The following is a 20,174-nucleotide window of genomic DNA, read 5'->3' on the forward strand; positions in this document are numbered from 1 at the left end:
CTTTTTATGCGCCTTGAACAGTCACATTTGTTGCTACTGACACGATAAAGAGAATAAAACGTCGTCCTCTTATAAGAGGGTATACTGAATTTTTTGAGATAACGTGTTTTACTTATAATTTTGTATGAATTATGAAGGTATCTTATAACAGTGAAGAGTTGCTTAGTTCTCACAGTCTATTTTGCTAGAATCCATGCGATATTAGCTGAATAATAAAATACAGGGAACAAATGTCAGAACAACATACCAATACTATCTCGCTGGGCGGCCCACAAAGACTACGCCGTGAGTTAAAGGCGCGCCATCTTGCGATGATTGCTATCGGTGGATCTATCGGTACCGGTTTATTCGTTGCATCCGGTGCAACGGTTGCACAAGCAGGCCCCGGTGGAGCACTCCTTTCTTATGCTATCATTGGCTTAATGGTCTACTTTTTAATGACCAGTTTAGGTGAATTAGCCGCTTATATGCCTGTCTCAGGCTCATTTGCAACCTATGGTGCAAAATATGTCGATGAAGGTTTTGGTTTCGCACTAGGGTGGAACTACTGGTACAACTGGGCTGTAACAATTGCAGTTGACTTAGTTGCTGCTCAATTGGTGATGACCTATTGGTTCCCAGATACCCCAGGTTGGATTTGGAGCGCTATTTTCCTTGCGATTATTTTCTTACTGAATTTCATCTCTGTGAAAGGGTTTGGTGAGGCGGAATACTGGTTCTCATTAATAAAAGTCACCACAGTCGTTATTTTTATTGTTGTTGGCGTATTAATGATTTTTGGCATCATGAGCGGTGCGGAAAATGCCGGGTGGCATAACTGGGAAATTGGTGATGCACCTTTTGCGGGTGGTTTTTCAGCAATGATTGGCGTGGCAATGATAGTTGGGTTCTCATTCCAAGGAACTGAATTAATCGGTATTGCTGCGGGGGAATCGAAAGATCCTGCCAAAAATATTCCCAAAGCAGTACGCAAAGTATTTTGGCGGATATTGTTATTCTATATCTTTGCAATCTTAATTATTAGTTTGATCATTCCTTATACTGATCCAAGCTTACTGCGTAATGATGTAAAAGATATTAGTGTGAGTCCATTCACTTTAGTATTTGAAAATGCAGGTTTATTATCTGCTGCTGCGGTGATGAATGCGGTTATCTTAACGGCAGTATTATCGGCAGGTAACTCGGGTATGTACGCATCAACGCGTATGTTGTATACCTTAGCGCGTGAAGGTAAAGCACCACGTATTTTCGCTCGTTTATCTAAAGGTGGCGTACCTCGTTATGCGTTGTTAGCAACGACGGTTATTGCGGGCTTATGTTTCTTGAGTTCCATGTTTGGAAACCAGACGGTGTACTTGTGGCTATTAAATACATCGGGGATGACAGGGTTTATTGCTTGGTTAGGTATTGCAATTAGCCATTATCGTTTCCGTAGAGGCTATATTGCACAAGGGAAAGATCTTAATGACTTACCTTATCGTTCAGGTTTCTTCCCAATTGGTCCTATTTTTGCCTTTATTTTGTGTTTAACAATTACATTAGGCCAAAACTACCAAGCCTTTTTAGAAGATAAAATTGATTGGGTAGGGGTTACGGCAACTTATATTGGAATTCCGCTGTTTTTAGCAATTTGGTTTGGTTATAAGATAGTGAAGAAAACAACGTTTATTCGCTATAAAGATATGAGCTTTCCAAGTTACCGAGAAAATTTAGATAAATAATATTCTTAGAATATCTATCATAAAAAACAGCACTCTTTATAGGGTGCTGTTTTTTTATATATAGCGCAACAAACCTGCATTTTGGCGGTAAAATAGGCTGAATGTTTGGCTTTACGATGATGGTCACAGAATTCCATTGATGAAAGTCATGATTAAACTAATAATCGTATTGATAAGTATTCTTATTTGCTTTATTGTTACCGCATAAAAAAAAGGTAAGTCAATGAGGTTAATAGTGGAGCTTAATACTATGTCGTCGGTAGCCAAGAAGTCTGTAGCTAGGTCGGTAGTAAAAGGAATAGGTTTAGCGTTATTAGCAAGTGCCAGTATGAGCGCTTGGGCTGCAACAGTGACTGATATTGCAGGCCGTACTGTTGAGGTTCCTGATAATGTTAATCGCATTTTATTAGGTGAAGGGCGCCTGTTTAGTGCAATAGCTCTGCTGGAAGGTGATAAACCTATTGACCGAATTGTCGGTTGGCAAGGTGACCTTCGAAAACTAGACCCTCAAACCTACGCTGTTTATAAAGCTAAATTCCCTGAAATTGACAATATTCCACTGATTGGTAATACCAGCGCAGATAGCGTCAGTTCAGAAAAAGTATTAACCCTAAATCCTGATATTGCGATTTTTGGTTTGTCAGGCCATGGGCCGGGTAAAAACAGTGAATTAGTTAACCAGCTTGAGAAAGCCGGCGTGCCTGTTGTATTTGTGGATTTCCGTGATAAACCACTGGAAAACACCTTGCCAAGTATGCGTTTACTTGGTAAAGCGTTGAACCGCGAACAGGCAGCAAATAAATATGTCGATTTTTATGAAAGAAACCAAAAATTAGTCACTGATATTACTTCTAAAATACCAGAAGATAAAAAACCAAGTGTTTTTATTGAGTTACGTGCAGGAGCATTTGAAGATTGCTGTGGTACCGCTGGCGATGGAAATATGGGGAACTTTATTGATTTAGCTGGTGGTAAAAATATTGCTAAAGGCGTTTTGCCGGGCGCGCTTGGTACGATGAACTTAGAGAAAATCATTGCTGCGGACCCAAATATTTACATTGCATCTGGAGCAAAAGCACCGGGAAGTAAAGATGCAGGCGTTCAATTAGGGGCGCAAAGTTCATTAGCTGATGCGAAAGAAAGCCTGAAAAAAATAACTGAACGTAAAGGAATTAGCTCGCTATCAGCTATAAAAGATAAGCAAGATTATGCTATCTGGCACAATTACTATAACTCTCCATACAATGTGATTGCGACACAAGTTTTCGCCAAATGGTTTTACCCAGAACGATTTACCGATCTTGAACCGCAAAAAACACTGGATGAATTACATAGAGAGTTTCTCGCTATCGAACCAACAGGTGTATATTGGGTCAGCGAAAAGTAATGAAAATGGGTAAGAATTGATGAGTATCACGAGCGAGCCAATAGTGGCGGCTGAAAAAGCAGCGATTCAGGCTGATAACAATGTAAAACAACATTATCAAAATATGTTGCGTCGTCGATTGACATGGATAGCTGTTATCGTCGCTGCGATTTTATTATCACTGGTTATTGATTTCACCTTAGGTCCTTCAGGGTTATCCCTTGAACGCTTATGGCAAACCTTAATGACCCCAGAAGCAGTTGATGCAGGAACTCGAGTCATTGTTTGGGATATCCGTCTGCCATATGCATTGATGGCCGTGGTGATTGGTATGTCATTAGGACTTGCTGGTGCTGAGATGCAAACGATCCTTAATAACCCGTTAGCGAGCCCATTTACACTAGGGGTATCTAATGCGGCGGCTTTTGGTGCCGCATTGGCGATTGTTTCAGGGATTGCAATTCCAGGCGTGCCTGACCAATGGGTAATATCAGCCAATGCCTTTATTTTTGCATTATTAGCAGCCTTGATGTTAGACGCGGTAACTCGCTGGACGCGTGTAGCAACCTCAGGTGTCGTATTGTTCGGTATTGCACTTGTGTTTACCTTTAATGCATTGGTTTCTATGATGCAATTCATCGCAACAGAAGATACCTTGCAGGGTTTAGTCTTTTGGACGATGGGCAGTTTATCAAAAGCAACATGGGTAAAACTTGGTGTGATGGCATTGGTTTTCGCGCTTGTTTTCCCGGTTGCCATGATGAGTTCATGGAAATTAACGGCTTTAAGGTTGGGTGAAGATAGGGCGATCAGTTTCGGTATTGATGTGCGCCGTTTAAGGCTAACAACATTATTACGTATTAGTATTTTATCGGCTTTAGCGGTGGCGTTTGTGGGGCCTATCGCCTTTATTGGTTTAGTCGCACCGCATATTGCAAGGTTGATTTTTGGTGAAGATCACCGTTTTTATCTGCCAGCAAGTGCATTAATTGGGGCGTTAATCTTATCAATGGCCTCAATAGCATCGAAGAATATTATTCCGGGTGTGATTATTCCTGTTGGGATTGTGACATCGTTAGTGGGTGTGCCGTTTTTCTTAAGCATTATTTTACGTCATAGAGGGAACGTATCATGAGTGGCCTGATTATTAACCAATTTAATGCAGGTTACCCAAAGCGCCCCGTAATTGAGAACCTATCGACGGATATCTTACCTCGCGGCAAGATAACAGTATTACTTGGGCCCAATGGTAGTGGCAAATCCACATTGTTACGTTCTTTGGCGGGGCTAAATAAAGCCACAGGGCAGCTGCTACTGGATGGCCAGGACTTAACTCAACAGAGTTTTGCCCAGCGAGCACAGAATGTGGTGTATTTACCGCAAACGTTACCTGCTGGTGTACATCTGTATGTTTTAGAGTCAGTGATTGTTGCTCAACGTGCTTCAGGCGGTTTGAGCAATGAGAATAGTAAAGACGAAGTGATGGGGTTATTACGTCAATTGGGTATTGAACATTTGGCGTTAAGTTATTTAGACCAACTTTCAGGTGGTCAAAAACAATTAGTGGGTTTGGCACAATCTTTAATTCGTCAACCCAACTTATTGTTATTAGATGAACCTTTAAGTGCACTGGATTTAAATTACCAATATCATGTGATGGATTTAGTCGCGAAAGAAACGAAACGTCGAAATATAATCACGGTTGTGGTGGTTCATGATATTAACATTGCTCTCAAACACGCAGAACATGTATTAATGTTGAAGCAAGGTAATTTAATTGCTCAAGGTGAACCTGCTGAGGTAATTACCCCTGAAAGCCTTGCTGAGGTCTATGGTGTACGCGGTCGTATCGAACGTTGTTCGCAAGGTGTTCCGCAAGTCCTAATAGATGGGCTGGTTGATAAATTAGCAAGTTAATATCGTAATAGAATAATGTGCTTGCAGCACTCGGCAAGCACATTAAATAAAAATAAAATGAGAGGATGTAATATTAAAAAAAACAAATTAAATATTAATTAATAGTAATTACCCACAGGAAATTTAATTGAATTATATAATGGTTTTTTACCATGGATTTCCTATGGGTATTTAAATACCCCAATAATAAAAAATATTTTTTGATTCAATGAAATCAATGTGAGCAAATCAATTCATATATAAAACAAAATATCTCTTGGAGAGTTGGGAATGGTTGTTTTTAATAAAAGAAAAGTGGCAATTAGCATTATTGCGGCTATTGCTGCGGCACCTGCATTTGCTGATGACAGTAAAGATAAAATCTATGTAACAACAGCATCAGGTTATCAACAGAAAATTGAAGATGCACCTGCGTCTATTTCTGTAGTAACTCGCGAACAACTCGAAACTAAAGCTTATCGTGATGTGACTGACGCATTAAAAGATGTACCGGGTGTTTTAGTCACCGGAGGCGGTAGTAGCTCAGACATCAGCATCCGTGGTATGGATGCTAAATACACCATGATTTTAATCGACGGTAAACGCGTTGATACACGCAGCACTCGCCCAAATAGTGATGGTTCTGGTATTGAACAAGGTTGGTTACCACCATTACCCGCCATTGAGCGTATTGAAGTAGTACGTGGCCCAATGTCATCGCTGTACGGTTCAGATGCGATGGGAGGGGTTATCAATATTATCACTCGTCGTGTTCAACAAGAGTGGACGACCAGTTTACGTGCAGACGCAACAATTACGGAACGTAAAAATTCAGGTAATACAGGGCAAGGCAGCTTTTACACCTCAGGTCCATTAATTGATGGTCTACTGGGTGTGAAACTACAAGGACAATATTCACATCGTGGTGAAGATAAAATCATTAATGGTTTTAACCGTCAAATCATGGCGAGTGGTGGAGCAACGGTATCGTTGACTCCAGATGACAAAAATACCTTCGACGCAGAATTTAAACGTGATAACCAACATCGTGATGACCGTGAGGGTTATACCAGCAAAAGAGGCGACGGTAGCGGTTTTAGCAAATATGAGTTGACTCATATGGCATTAACCCATACGGGTATTTATGATATTGCATCAACAGATACCTATGTTCAATACGATGAGACAAAAAACCCAGGCCGTAAAATGACGGCAGAAGACCTTGTTTTCCGTAATCAAAGTGTCTTTTTATTGGGGGATCATAGTTTAAGCCTTGGTGGTCAATATCGTAAAGAGAAGTTGAAAGACGAAGGTAATAAATTTAAACAGTATAATCAGCTTGAACGATATAGCTGGGCGTTATTTGCAGAAGATGAATGGTTAATGACCAATGATTTTGCGTTAACCGGTGGTATTCGTATGGATAAAGACGAAAACTACGGTTCACACTGGACTCCACGTTTATATGGTGTGTGGCATGCTGATGAACAGTGGACAATTAAAGGTGGGGTAACTACAGGTTATAAAGCACCAAGCTTGCGTGAATCGTCCGCAAACTGGGGACAAGCAACAGGCGGTAGTGCAGGAAATGCCGTTATTTATGGTAATCCTGATTTAAAACCAGAGAAAAGTATTACTGAAGAAATTGGTGTTATTTGGAACAATCAGGATAATATTACTGCTGGGATAACTATCTATAACACTGACTTTAAAGATAAAATTACTGAAGTTAGGCGTTGTGAAGAAAATAGTAGCACAGTAAGAGCATGTACAGTAGCTCAAGATGGTGAAGGTGACAAGCCTAACAAACCGTATCGTTTCATCAGCGATAAAGCGAACGTTGATAAAGCAAGAATGCGAGGTGTTGAACTAACGTTCAACTGGCGTATTGTGGATGACTTAAGCTTTGCAGCTAACTACACCTATACTGATACTGAACAAAAAAGTGGTGTAAATAAAGGTAAGCCATTAAATAAACAGCCTAAACATATGGCTAACTCCACTCTGACATGGCAAACTACTGAAGATTTAGAAACATGGACGCGTATGAATTTCCGTGGTAAAACCTCTGAATACCAAGGTCGTGGACAAAAAATGTCAAGTGGTACAGCATCTTATGCTTTATTTGATTTAGGTGCGAGTTATCAGCTTAACAAAAACGCGAACATTGTTGGTGGTGTCTATAACGTCTTAGATCGCCGAATCGATAATGCGACTTACGGTGCCGAATTAGAAGGCCGTCGCTACAATATCGGTATCAACTACAACTTCTAATCGAATAATTAATCTCGATTAATCCAAACCCTTTGGCTTCCCCAAAGGGTTTTTTGCTGATTAAAATCTGATAAAAACGCTCAGAAAAAAAGATATAAGCAGATAGGGCAAAAAGTCAGAAATAATCAAAATTTCTCATGGAAAATAGGGTGATTTGTTAACAATTTAACTTGCTATTTCGAGTTATGGCGTGCAAAATGCGCGAACTAAAAAATAACTGATGCTTAATCAAATGAAGCATCGGTTTTTTTGTTTTTAGGAACGTTCATTCTAGCGGGGCCGGACATAGAGCCGGAGAGATAATTTTAATATTTACGTGTAGCAAACATTTTACGCTACCGATTTGAGGAATGCTTTTATGGCTTACTTTTTCGCATTCGCAGCAGGGCCAGGCGCTGGCGGCTGCCGTATCGATGACTACGGGGCTCTCGGTGGCTTCGCTCACACGCCTTTCTCCCTTTCTTCGTTTTTCTCTGCCTATAGGCAGATGCAAAGTCTTCCCAGTAACTGTCGATTAAGCCGAAGTAGTATGCAATCGAAAGTTATGGGAGGGCTTAGACGTGCAAAATAATACGCCAATTCCATTAGACATCGGTCACAATCAAACGGGTGCGAATAACCGCGTACAACTTGCAAAAACCTTAACATTGGTGCAAGTGGTCATGATCGGTATTGCGTATATCCAGCCAATGACGATATTTGATACCTTCGGAATGGTGTCAGATAAAACCGGTGGACATGTTCCAACTTCATACATTATTGCACTTGCTGCGATACTGTTTACTGCTCTGAGCTATGGTAAATTGGTGAAACGTTTCCCATCAGCCGGTTCAGCGTACACTTACGCCCAAAAATCAATGAGCCCACATATTGGCTTCTTGGTGGGTTGGACATCCTTGCTGTCCTATATTTTTATGCCAATGATCAACATCTTATTGGCTAAAATTTATTTACAAGATATTTTCCCTAATGTTGAGCCAGCGATTTTTGTTGTGGGATTAGTCATATTAATGACAGCAGCAAACTTACGCGGTATCAACGTGATAGCGAATTTAAGTACCGTGATTGCGATTATCCAAATTGGGGTAATGGCGGTCTTTACGGGCTTAGTGATTCACGGCGTTTCAAATGGTGAAGGTTCAGGTGAGATTTGGACATTTAACCCATTTGCTAATGAAAAAACCGAAGTGATCCCGCTTATTGCTGGGGCAACAATCCTTTGTTTCTCATTCTTAGGTTTCGACGGATTAAGCTCACTGTCAGAAGAAACACCTAATGCAGGCAAAGTGATCCCACGTGCTATTTTCTTAACCGCGTTAATCGGTGGAATTATTTTTATTACTGTGTCTTTCTTCTTACAGCAGTATTTCCCTGATGTTTCACGTTTTAAGAATATTAATGAAACACAGCCAGATATTATGCGTTTTGTTGCTGGTGCATTCTTCCAGTCAATCATTCTGGTTTTCTCATGTGTTACGGTATTAGCGTCAGGTATGGCGGCTCACGCAGGTAGCGCACGTTTAATGTACGTTATGGGGCGTGATGGGGTATTCCCAGAAAAAGTGTTTGGTTATGTAAGCCCAACATGGCGTACTCCGGCATACAACGTATTAATGGTTGGTTTCTTGGCATTAGGCGCTATCTGGTTTGAAATGGATTTTGCAACCGCGTTAATTAACTTTGGTGCGTTAATCGCGTTTACCTTTGTTAATATTTCGGTTATCAGCCAATTCTTTATTCGTGAACGCCGTATGACAGGGTTCAAAAATATCCTGAATTACTTGATTTTGCCTGTTATTGGTACACTGACAGTGTGTGTGTTATGGCTGAATATCGAAGAAGACTCAATGGTTTACGGATTGGTTTGGACGGCAGTTGGTTTGGTCTATATGGCTGTACTGACACGTATGTTTAAGCGGCCTATGCCGCAAATGAGCGACGTTTAACTATATTCTTCATAATTTCGCGCCGTAGCTACGTTATTCTTCATATTTCGCGCCGTAGCGGCGTTGCGTTCTCAAAACGACATGGGTCACATACTTATGTATGCTCCCCATGATCGTTTTGCTCGGCGCCTTGCTACAACACGAACTATTTTGAATATGTCCAGAATTAGATTCAAAAATAGCGCCTTGAGGCGCTATTTTTTTACCCGTTAAGAATTATTTAAGATAAAGCGTGTAGCCTATTAACATCATAATATTATGTGATATTGTTGTTACAACACATAATGCAGAACTATGATAATCACGAATTCGATTAATAAGGCACACAAATGAATGATGCAAAGAAACCTGAGAATCAACGGTTATTACTGACGCTTAGGAATATTGTTGGCAAAAAAAATATTTTAACAGAGCCACATAAAACAGAACGTTATCGTAAAGGCTTCCGCTCTGGTATGGGGGATGCAATCGCGGTTGTATTTCCAACAACATTGCTCGAACAGTGGTATGTTTTCAAGGCGTGTGTTGAAGCAGACAAAATTGTCCTGATGCAAGCGGCTAATACAGGGTTAACCGAAGGGTCGACACCGAGTGGCTATGACTATGATCGCGATATCGTCATTATTAGTACGTTGAAATTAAACCAAATTCAAGTTTTACCGGAATTTAACCAAGTCGTTGCGATGCCGGGGAGTACTTTGTACGACTTGGAGAAAATCTTAAAACCATTAGGGCGTGAACCGCACTCTTTGATTGGCTCTTCTTGTATTGGAGCTTCGGTTGTGGGTGGTATTTGTAATAGTTCTGGCGGTTCATTAGTGCGTAGAGGCCCCGCCTATACTGAGCTTGCTCTTTATGGTCGAGTCAGTGACGATGGAAAAGTGGAGCTTGTCAATCACCTAGGTATTGATTTAGGTAACACACCAGAAGAAATCCTGACGAATTTACAAAATCGTGGCTATAGTAGTGAAGACGTACAAGTTAGCGATAAACTCGCTTCTGACCATGAGTATGCAGAGCGCGTTCGTGATGTCGATGCAGATACACCATCACGCTTTAACGCGGATGAACGTCGTCTATTTGAAGCATCAGGGTGCGCAGGAAAATTAGCCGTGTTTGCGGTTCGTTTAGATACCTTCCCAGCCGATAAAAAAACACAGGTATTTTATATCGGTTCAAATAACCCTGACGTTTTGGAAGATATACGCCGTTATATTTTAAGTGAATTTAAAAACCTGCCAGTTGCAGGTGAATATATGCACCGTGGTTGCTTCGATATAGCAGAAGTTTATGGTAAAGATACCTTTTTAATGATTGATAAATTTGGTACTGACAAAATGCCAATGTTTTTCACTATTAAAGGGCGTATTGATGCAGTATTAAATAAAGTCCCATTCCTGCCATCAAATCTGATCGACCGTACTATGCAGGTTCTCAGTAAATTATGGCCTTCCCATTTACCACCACGTATGAAAGAGTTTCGTGATCGTTATGAACACCATTTAATGTTAAAAATGGCCGGAGATGGCATTGATGAGGCTAAAGTTTGGCTAAAATCTTATTTTGCAAGCGCCGATGGCGGCTATTTTGAATGTACACCAGAAGAGGGGGCAAAAGCATTTTTACACCGCTTTGCCGCTGCTGGCTCCGCTGTTCGTTATCACGCTGTTCATAATAAAGATGTGGAAGATGTATTACCTCTCGACATTGCTTTACGTCGCAATGATAGAAATTGGTTTGAAACATTACCACCAGAAATTGAAAAGCTATTAGTTCATAAATTATACTGCGGTCATTTTATGTGCCATGTTATGCACCAAGACTATGTCTTGAAAAAAGGCGTTGACCCGAAAGAACTAAAAGAAAAAATGTTAGCTTTATTAGATGAAAGGGGGGCTCAATATCCTGCGGAACATAACGTAGGGCATTTATATAAAGCCCCAGAACAATTAAAATCATTTTATAAACAATCTGACCCTACAAATACAATGAACCCCGGTTTAGGTAAAACAACTAAACGCAAAAATTGGGAAGGGGATTGTGGCTGCGCTCATACTCATGATCATTAATGAACGCGTCATATAAATAACAAAAGGCAGGTATTGGGAAACGTTTCAATATCTGCCTTTTTTATTACTAAATTAACTGGCGAGATCTCTCGCATAGCTAATCAATGCTTTTAATTGTTGGCAACGCTTTTCATCATGTTGATGCTCTACAAGTAATAGCTGTATTTGTTGCATATATTCTGTTAAACGCTCTTCACTAAAGTAGTCTCTACGGTGCTGTAACCAGCGTTGCTGCTCATCATAAGACAAGGTGGCAGGGTAGTTACGTGCTTTATAGCGAAAGAAGAGCTCTTTCATGCGCTTATCTTCAAAACTGAGTTCCAATGCAGGCAAGTTCTGTGGCGATGTTTCACGAATAATATCCATGGTTGAGCGGTCAGAAGGACTAAAGAATCCATTATAAATTTGTGTATCGACATCATCCGACTCTGTAAATACTTGTGGTTCGCTAAATAACTCAATTAATTTATTACGAATTTCAGGGTTCTTGCGTAAAGTTTCCAGATTGCGCATACACAAGTCACGGTCAACACCGGTTCGTTCCGCATCTTCAGGGCGCAGTGTTTTTTCTGGTGCTAAAATAGGGCACTTATTAATGTGAACGAGTTTTACAGGAACGGGAGAAGCGCCTGCCAATTCAGCTTTAGGTGTATATAATCGGGTACGCAATTGTTGAACATCTAACTCAACTAATGGTGAGATATCAGCAGATAAATCACACATAATAACGGCATTTTTGTTGTCAGGGTGCCAAGCAAGAGGAGCGACTAAGCTGACATAAGAACGTAATGCACCAAACATACCAGACACATGAACTAGTGGTGTTATTTCTACAATATCAATAAGTTGACTTATTTTGTTTTTATTTCTTAATTGATAAAAATAATCAAACATTCTGGGTTGAGCGGCTTTCAACAGTTTGGCCATGTTAATGGTGGCTAAAACGTCAGACATTGCATCGTGAGCATTTTCATGAGCAACACCATTCGCTTTAGTTAAATGTTCTAAACGCATACTCGGCAGGCCATCTTCATTCTCTGGCCATTGAAGACCTTCAGGGCGAAGCGCAAAACAGGCACGCAAAGTGTCGAGTAAATCCCAACGTGAATTTCCTTGCTGCCAACTATAGGCATACGGGTCATAAAAATTTCGATAAAAAATATTACGGGTAACTTCATCATCGAAATGAATATTGTTGTAACCCATAATGCAGGTATTGGGGACACTAAAAGCCGCATGAATTCGTTTAGCAAACTCGGCTTCATTAACGCCTTGAGATAATGCGACCTGTGGGGTGATCCCAGTGATCATGACGGCTTCAGGTTGCGGCAAATAGTCATCAGCTGGAGCGCAATAAAAAACCTCTGGCTCTTCAATGATATTAAAATCAAGGTCGGTGCGGACGCCTGCAAATTGCGCAGGCCGATCAAGAGCAGGGCGCTTACCAAAAGTTTCATAGTCATGAATAAAAAAAGTAGGTTGTTTTTTATTATCTTGCAACGTTTTCACCATTTCGATGGTTATATAGTAGATTGATAGTGGTTAATTTATTGGTATTCACTATACATTGTTGATTAATGATACCTTATCTACTGTGAAAGCTAAACCAAGGCTATCTGATATTGAACTGGCGCGATTGATAGCAGTTTAATTTGATAACTCGATAGAATATTTTACCCAGCAGGAGGCCGTTATCTTAAGTTATAAGTATTGTGATAACCGTCACATATATTAATTGTTAACGTTAACATTAGTGATTAACATCACAATTAATAGGTGATTTTGTGGTTTGTAATTAATGTTAACCTTAACATTTCATCAGGATAATTTTTGTTAGGTGATGAAATATGAATCGTGGTTCAAGAAAGTATTATGCCTCTTTGAGTGCATTATTGTTTTTTTTCTTTTTCACCTGGTCATCAACATTTTCTGTCGTTGCAATCTGGCTGCGTAAATATGTTGGTTTAGATGGCGCAGATACTGGGGTTATTTTTTCTTGTATTTCGATTGTGGCGCTTTGCGCGCAACCACTTTATGGATTCATGCAGGATAAATTAGGGTTACGAAAAAATTTACTATTATTTATTGCAGTATTACTGATTGCATCAGGGCCATTTTTTATGGTTTTTGGTACGTTGCTAAAATGGAATGTATTTTTAGGCAGTGCAATTGGTGGCTTATTTATTGGTATGACCTTTCACGCAGGGATTGGGGTGCTTGAGTCTTATACAGAGAGGGTCAGCCGATTACGTAATTTTGAGTATGGTAAAGCGAGGATGTGGGGCTCATTGGGTTGGGCGACAGCTACCTTTTTTGCCGGGCGTAACATTAACGTGAACCCTGATTACAATTTTATTATGGCAACTGTTTCAGGCCTATTATTTTTAGTTATTCTATTGAAATTAAAAACGGCAAATACGGATGCTTATAATAGCCTTGAACATGGCAAACCTTCTACGATAACCGTGAAAGACGCTCTACAATTGTTTGTACAACCTCAATTTTGGGCTTTAATATTATTTGTATTAGGAACCTGTATATACAGTGTATATGACCAGCAATTTATGGTGTATTTTGCTCATCAATTTCAGAATGAACAATTAGGTAATGAGATGTACGGTTATCTAAACTCATTGCAGGTTTTCTTGGAAGCAGGGGGGATGTTTTTAGCACCATTTATCGTCAACCGGATAGGTGCTAAAAATGGGTTATTATTTGCGAGTTCAGTGATGGCGTTACGCATTATTGGTTCAGGCTTAGTTGATGGTGCAATTATGATATCGATAATGAAATTACTGCATGCCGTTGAACTCCCGATTCTTTTAGTCGCGATTTTTAAATATAACAGCCTTCATTTTGATAAACGTTTGTCATCGACACTTTATTTGGTTGGCTTTAGCTGCATGAGCTCTGTAGTTGCAAGTATTTTATCGCCATTAGCTGGCTGGGGATACGATCAAATTGGTTTTGCTCATACTTATCTCGTCATGGGGGGATTTGTGATTATTACGACAATATTATCTGCATTTTGTCTCAGAGGTGACGGGACAGGTAATCAAGAAATCGGAAGTAAAGATCAGAGAAATAAGTTTGATAAAGATCACTCCGATAATTTGGTCGTTAAAGTATAAAGTGAAATCAAGTTTCAGCGGAATAATTTGATAAATATGCGAAACGGGCTTGTAACACGATAGGATTAGAATGTATTGTGTTAATAGATAATGCGTTTTGAATATTGACTAGAGGGTTTTAAACATGGACAACGCTAACAAGCCGTCTTTCCAAAATGTTCTGGAATTTGTGCGTATGTTTCGTCGCAAAAATAAAATTCGTCGTGAAATCACCGACAATGAGAAAAAAATTCGTGATAACCAGAAGCGTGTTTTGCTACTGGATAACTTGAGTGAATATATAAAACCAGGCATGTCGATTGAGGATATTCAGGCAATTATTGCGAACATGCGTAGCGATTATGATGATCGTGTTGATGATTATATTATCAAGAACGCTGAGCTTTCCAAAGAGCGCCGTGAAATATCTAAAAAACTCAAAGAAATGGGTGAATTGCCTCGCATCGATGTAAAATAATCAACTAATAAAGCCGAGATAATCTCGGCTTTATTGTTTTTGAGTTATTATCATGAAGGTTTGTTGTTATAAATTTAGTTTATTAACTTGTTTGATTAATGCAGTTGCTAATCTTTCCATTTCATTTTCTGCAATAAATCCCATCGTCACTGCGGCAGCAACAAGCTGACCTTCGCCATTAAATACAGGACAAGCAATAGATTGCGCTCCGGGAATACCTTCTGTTGGTTGGTAACGGATAGCATAGCCTTGTTGGGTCACTTTATGAATTTCGTCTTGTGAATAGGAATTAGAGCCAAATTGGCCATCAAATGCTGAATAAACCAGCCCTGCCGCACTTTTTACGACAGGCAATGGCGTGTTAGGTAAAAAGTCAATTTCAATATTTTTAAAGCTACGATTATATTTAACCAAAGAAAGTGCTTTCCCTAAGCGGGTGGCAACACCTGTTGAGACATTTTGTTCATCACGAAATTGAATCAAAGCATTATTAATAGTGTCGATATAAGAGTCTTCAGGTTTAACAAAATTGGCTAAGAAGGTTAAATTTCGGCCTAAGCCATAACGGCTAGTTTGAATGTCTTGATACAGCATTTGTGTACGGCATAGTGAAACAAGATATTTATGTAGCCGACTTTTTGATATCTCACAGCCTTTTGAAATATCCGCTGCGCGCGCAATACCTCCATTCTGAGCAATATAATTTAAAATGCTTACGGCTATATCAACAGAATTAACACCTTGCAGAGTAGACATACATAAACCACCTAAATTTAACAAGTTTGGGTATTTTACCATGAGTTGCCTTGTGCTGCTAACGACCCGACGTGACAAACAAAATAATCCGAAAGCGGTAGTACGTTATTACCTATAAATAGATAGAATTATTGATGCTACTCAAGTTCACTTTTGGTGAATGGAGTATATATATAGTGAACTTTAAAAAGCAATGTCGAGGTTTACTATAATGAAAACTATAAATTCACTACGTTTGAAACGCCGAACTCTGCTCAAAGGGCTTGGTGTTGTGGGGTTGGCGAGTATTGCTCCCTGTTCTTATACACAAGAAAACAGCAATCAACCCTTACCTAAGGTGCGACTAAAATTGTCGGACTACAAAACATTTCGGTCAACTTGTGCAATGGAGTGTTTACATTGCAACCTAACTGCATATACCTATCAAGGTAAGCTGATGAAAATACAGGCGACTGAAGGGTTTAATGTCAAATGTTGCTTGCGAGGTATGAGCCGGACTAAATGGGTCTATCATGAGCAACGCATCAAAACCCCATTACTGCGAGTCGGCGAAAAAGGTAAAGCGGAATTCAAACCGATAAGCTGGGATGAAGCGCTGGATCTTATCGAAAAAAATATCAGAGAAACCATTGATAAATATGGTAATGAAGGGTTATTTATTTCCACGCATGCAGGGAATATGGACTCTATCAAGAATGATATGGGAAAAGCCTTTTTTGATTATTTAGGCGGAGCAACGAAACAGGCGGGTTCATTGTGTTGTTCAGCGGTAACAGCAGCGATGATCCCAATGCTAGGTTTAAGGTATGCAGATACCCGAGATACGATAGCCGACAGCCGCTATATCTTATGTTGGGGAAATAATCCTGCTGTTACCATGCAAGCCTATTTTAAAAATTATAACCAAGCGAGAAGAAATGGTGCTCGACTAGTGGTTATTGACCCGCGCTATAGTGAAACCGCTGCAAAAGCAGACGAGTGGATCCCGATTATTCCAGGGACGGATACGGCTTTGGCATTGGGAATGATCAAAATCATTATTGAAGAAAACCGAATAGACGAAAACTTCCTTAGAACACATACAGGCGCTGTTTATTTAGTTGACGCCAATCAGAAACAAGTTAGGCAAAATAATGACGATAAGGACAGTTATTTAGTTTTCGACATATTAAGCAAAAAATTAGTTCGTCATGATTCATCGGGTATTAAACCGGCACTATTCCAACAGGAGCTTCCTGAAGATTTGGGGTATACCACGGTTTTTGAGCAAATTTATCAACAAGCCAAAGCATGGGATGTTGCTCGAGTCAGTGAAGAAACCGATGTTCCAGCGGAAACTATCGTACGTCTTGCTCGGGATTACTCATCAATAACACCTTCAATGATTGTGCAAAATATGTCAGGAGCACAGCGAACTGAGCACGGTGCTTATGTTGCAGGAAGTCAATTCTACCTTGCATTACTCACTGGCAATATCGGTAAACGAGGGGCGGGGGTTTGTGATGCCGGTGGAGCTCGGCAAATGGCTAACTTTAGTCCAATCGTTCCTCCTGCTCCGAATGTGAAAAATATTCCACCTATTCCGGTGGCGAAAGTTGGTGATTTTATCGTCAATAAAAAGCCGCATCCGATTAATTTTTGGTGGATTATGACAATGGGGGTTATGACCCAATTACCGAATACTAACAAGGTTCGGGAGGCTCTGAAGAAAGTTCCATTTGTAGTGGTGGCTGATAATCTCATGAGCTCAACAGCGTTATATGCAGATTTAGTCCTACCTGTTACAACGATTTTTGAAGATACAAGTTTGATGGCGGGGGTACGTAGCCAATATGTTCAATTAATGGAACAAGCCGTTGAACCTGTTGGTGAAGCAAAACCCGATTATTGGATTTTCGCCCGGTTAGCAGAGCGTTTCGGCTTTGGAGATGTATTCAATAAGCCAATAGAACACTACATTGATGCCTGTTTAGTCGGTTCAGGCATCACTCGTCAAATGTTAGAAAAAGGCCCAGTACGTCCCGTAGAAGGAGACTGGATTCCTTTCAAAGACGGTATTTTTAGAACATCGACTAAAAAAGCGCACTTGTTTGTTGAAGATTGGCAAAAGAAAAACTTTTCGCCTGTCGTCGCTTACTATCAAGTGACTGAATCTGTTAAAGGTTCACCTGAATTAGCCAAAAAGTATCCATTAATGGCGGTTCAGCGCAAGTTAGCGCGTAGTGTGCATTCAAGTCATGGAATGAATGAATGGATTCTGGAAGTACAACGAAATCAGCCGAATGTTTTAATTCACCCAGAAGATGCTAAATCTAGAGGTATTCAGAATGGGGAATGGGCAATCACCTTTAATGACCGAGGAGAACACAGAGCCATTGCTGTTGTGACAACGCATATTAAAAAAGGCGTGATTTCACTAGATAACGGCTGGTGGGAGCAGCAGGGGGGAAGCAGCAGTCATGTCACGAATGACCAAGTTGAACATTTGGGAACAGGGCACTGCTGTAATAGTACGTTAGTTGATGTCAGAAGGGAGGCGTAATCATGGTTAAGCAATATGGTTTTTTGATAAATACAAAAGATTGCTATGGTTGCCGTACTTGTTCAATGGCCTGTAAATCCGAAAATGTCACCCCACCAGGGGTTATGTGGCGTCGAGTTCGCGAATTTAATGATGACTCACCGAATGCCCAAGCATTTATTACGATGTCTTGTAATCATTGTGATGATCCTCAATGTTTGAGAGTCTGCCCTGCTGACACCTATACCAAACGGGCGGATGGCATAGTCGTTCAAGACCATGAAAAATGTATCGGTTGCCAGATGTGTATCATGGCTTGCCCATATCATGCTCCTGTTTTTGATCCTGCTGAAGGGAAAACGAGCAAGTGTAATATGTGCGCAGAACGGTTAGATGAAGGGCTACTACCAAGGTGTGTGGAGTCTTGCCCGACGGGCGCTATTGAGTTTGGTGATATTACCGAGCTACGTAAAAAGCACACGACAAATTGGGCGGTACTGGAGCAGCGTTATAATATGCCCGATCACACAATTAGTAATCCAAATATTGTGATTATTGGGATGGAGGACTAATCATGGATATTAAACATATGGAACTCCCTCTGGTATTTTTTACAGTGATGAGCCAGTGGGGGATCGGGGCAGTTCTCGCATTAACTATTTACCAAATGAAAGCCAGTCAAGAGTCCCTATTATCAGGGCCTGTATTGCGTCGAGCAGTGCTATTGATATGGTTGATTGAAGTTATTGGCTCATCAATGTCAATGGGGCATTTAGGTGTGCCTCTTGAAGCATACCGTTCCGTTTTGGGGTTAAGCCATTCATGGTTAAGCCGCGAGGCCGTGACATTTGTATTATTAAATGGCGTTGTCACGTTATGGGCTCTATCTTGCTGGTTGCAGCCCACAGTAAACATGCGCAACACGATATTAGGCTGGGTAAGTGGGATTGGTGGATTAGCCGCTATACTTGTCACGGCACAAGTCTATTATCAAATGGTCGCTCACCCATTATGGCATACTCCGGCAACACAAATCGCATTTATAGGCAGTGCAATTGTCCTTGGTTTTAGTCTAGTGGCCTTATTTGTTATTGGGCAAGGAAAGCCATTACCATCGGCAATTAAAGTGGGTGTGTTTATAGGTGTTGCATTGGTATTGTTCGCACAAATTATTCGCCTGCAATTACCTGCAAGCCAAGGTGGAAGTTATTTGCTGTGGTGGCAAGTCGTGATGAGTATGCTATTGCCGTCTATGATGGTGATAAAGGCATATAAAGAGCGGCCATCAGTCGTTTTGCTGGTATTGATGATGTTGGCAGTGTTTAGCGGAGAGTTAGCGGGTCGTGCCTTGTTTTATGGAGCGGTTATGATCCAAGCTCCTTGGTTCTAAAAATCCTCGTCATATTTCGGCCTGTCGCGTTGTTGGCTTCACACACTCGCCCTAGTCACATACTTATGTATGCTCCTAGGGCCTCGTTTAGCTTGCCGCCTAGCGACAGACCGAACTATTTAGAGGATTATGTAGGTTTTTTTGTCGATATCAGAATTCGGCCTGTAGTGTTGTGTATGGGTTCTAGTTATATGCTTGGGGGTACGTTTAGCTAATGTGCTTATTCAAAAGCACCATTCATCAGTTTGATAATAGGGTCCGAACGCTTATAGCTGTTGATTAGAGGAACTAGGCGTTTGAAATGTTCGCTGGCACAGTGAATATCGAGCGCTTCTTGATTCGGCCACTCCTCGATAAAAATAAAGTGCCCAGGATCTTTTTGGTCAACGTAAAGGTCATAACTGATACACAATGGTTCTTGTTTAGTTGCAGCGACCAATTCACGGTATAGCGGCATAACAATCTCAATCGCTTCGCTTTGAATAAAATCTTCCGCAATGACTTTTAACATATATTTCCCTTTTCTTTATAAAATAACTGTGTATAAACACAGCAATACAAACACAAATTCGTTGAGAGCTCAATGTAAAAAACTGGCGAGATGATGAGTTTTTTTTAATTAAAAAATTTATTATTCATGAAATGTA

At 40.4% G+C, this 20,174-nt stretch carries 16 protein-coding genes; 13 read left to right on the forward strand and 3 right to left on the reverse strand.

Going from position 1 to position 20,174, the window contains the following annotated elements:
• Positions 1–230: 230 nt before the first annotated feature.
• The 8 genes from PSF31_RS16585 (at position 231) to dld (ending at position 11,272) form a co-directional block, all read left to right on the forward strand.
• Positions 231–1,721: an amino acid permease gene (locus PSF31_RS16585; RefSeq protein ID WP_096863850.1), complete on the forward strand. Its 1,491-nt coding sequence runs from the start codon at positions 231–233 to the stop codon at positions 1,719–1,721.
• 250 nt (positions 1,722–1,971) lie between these two features.
• Positions 1,972–3,108 (forward strand): ABC transporter substrate-binding protein, encoded by a 1,137-nt coding sequence (locus tag PSF31_RS16590; RefSeq protein ID WP_172974367.1) that lies wholly within the window; start codon positions 1,972–1,974, stop codon positions 3,106–3,108.
• A 19-nt stretch (positions 3,109–3,127) separates the two neighbouring features.
• A complete protein-coding gene (locus PSF31_RS16595; RefSeq protein ID WP_004253151.1) occupies positions 3,128–4,222 on the forward strand; it encodes a FecCD family ABC transporter permease in 1,095 nt (364 codons plus the stop codon).
• Positions 4,216–5,004, forward strand: a complete 789-nt coding sequence (locus PSF31_RS16600) for an ABC transporter ATP-binding protein (protein WP_094960415.1) — start codon at positions 4,216–4,218, stop codon at positions 5,002–5,004. The genes PSF31_RS16595 and PSF31_RS16600 overlap by 7 nt, the downstream gene beginning before the upstream one ends.
• 270 nt (positions 5,005–5,274) lie before the next feature.
• Positions 5,275–7,257, forward strand: a complete 1,983-nt coding sequence (locus PSF31_RS16605) for a ligand-gated channel protein (RefSeq protein ID WP_096863852.1) — start codon at positions 5,275–5,277, stop codon at positions 7,255–7,257.
• 358 nt (positions 7,258–7,615) lie between these two features.
• Complete coding sequence (locus tag PSF31_RS16610; RefSeq protein WP_004253162.1) at positions 7,616–7,828, forward strand: hypothetical protein; 213 nt, start codon at positions 7,616–7,618, stop codon at positions 7,826–7,828.
• Positions 7,818–9,203 (forward strand): APC family permease, encoded by a 1,386-nt coding sequence (locus tag PSF31_RS16615; RefSeq protein WP_004253165.1) that lies wholly within the window; start codon positions 7,818–7,820, stop codon positions 9,201–9,203. Before PSF31_RS16610 ends, PSF31_RS16615 begins: the two co-directional genes overlap by 11 nt.
• Before the next feature lie 329 nt (positions 9,204–9,532).
• Positions 9,533–11,272, forward strand: a complete 1,740-nt coding sequence (gene dld, locus PSF31_RS16620; protein ID WP_004253168.1) for a D-lactate dehydrogenase — start codon at positions 9,533–9,535, stop codon at positions 11,270–11,272.
• 72 nt (positions 11,273–11,344) lie between these two features.
• On the opposite strand, the gene sbcB is transcribed toward dld, so the two are convergent.
• Positions 11,345–12,772, reverse strand: coding sequence for an exodeoxyribonuclease I (gene sbcB, locus PSF31_RS16625; RefSeq protein WP_096863853.1), 1,428 nt, complete (start codon positions 12,770–12,772; stop codon positions 11,345–11,347).
• Positions 12,773–13,119: 347 nt separating this feature from the next.
• Here sbcB and PSF31_RS16630 point away from each other — a divergent pair, with 347 nt between their 5' ends.
• Complete coding sequence (locus tag PSF31_RS16630; protein ID WP_004253175.1) at positions 13,120–14,403, forward strand: MFS transporter; 1,284 nt, start codon at positions 13,120–13,122, stop codon at positions 14,401–14,403.
• 124 nt (positions 14,404–14,527) lie between these two features.
• A complete protein-coding gene (gene tmaR, locus PSF31_RS16635) occupies positions 14,528–14,860 on the forward strand; it encodes a PTS system regulator TmaR (protein WP_004253179.1) in 333 nt (110 codons plus the stop codon).
• A 66-nt stretch (positions 14,861–14,926) separates the two neighbouring features.
• On the opposite strand, the gene PSF31_RS16640 is transcribed toward tmaR, so the two are convergent.
• Positions 14,927–15,616, reverse strand: coding sequence for a helix-turn-helix domain-containing protein (locus PSF31_RS16640; RefSeq protein ID WP_094960618.1), 690 nt, complete (start codon positions 15,614–15,616; stop codon positions 14,927–14,929).
• Positions 15,617–15,827: 211 nt separating this feature from the next.
• Between PSF31_RS16640 and PSF31_RS16645 the strand changes: the two genes are divergently transcribed.
• The 3 genes from PSF31_RS16645 to PSF31_RS16655 are packed head-to-tail and all read left to right on the forward strand — an operon-like array spanning position 15,828 to position 19,527.
• On the forward strand, positions 15,828–18,158 hold the full coding sequence (locus PSF31_RS16645) for a molybdopterin-containing oxidoreductase family protein (RefSeq protein WP_096863854.1): 2,331 nt from the start codon (positions 15,828–15,830) through the stop codon (positions 18,156–18,158).
• 2 nt (positions 18,159–18,160) lie between these two features.
• The gene (locus PSF31_RS16650; RefSeq protein WP_176489289.1) at positions 18,161–18,709 is read left to right on the forward strand and encodes a 4Fe-4S dicluster domain-containing protein; all 549 of its coding nucleotides are present in this window, start codon (positions 18,161–18,163) and stop codon (positions 18,707–18,709) included.
• A gap of 2 nt (positions 18,710–18,711) precedes the next feature.
• Complete coding sequence (locus PSF31_RS16655; protein WP_096863855.1) at positions 18,712–19,527, forward strand: dimethyl sulfoxide reductase anchor subunit family protein; 816 nt, start codon at positions 18,712–18,714, stop codon at positions 19,525–19,527.
• A gap of 220 nt (positions 19,528–19,747) precedes the next feature.
• On the opposite strand, the gene PSF31_RS16660 is transcribed toward PSF31_RS16655, so the two are convergent.
• The gene (locus PSF31_RS16660; protein ID WP_004253191.1) at positions 19,748–20,038 is read right to left on the reverse strand and encodes a putative quinol monooxygenase; all 291 of its coding nucleotides are present in this window, start codon (positions 20,036–20,038) and stop codon (positions 19,748–19,750) included.
• Positions 20,039–20,174 lie beyond the last annotated feature (136 nt).

It is taken from the genome of Providencia sp. PROV156, assembly GCF_028480905.1.
Taxonomy (GTDB): Bacteria; Pseudomonadota; Gammaproteobacteria; order Enterobacterales; family Enterobacteriaceae; genus Providencia; species Providencia hangzhouensis.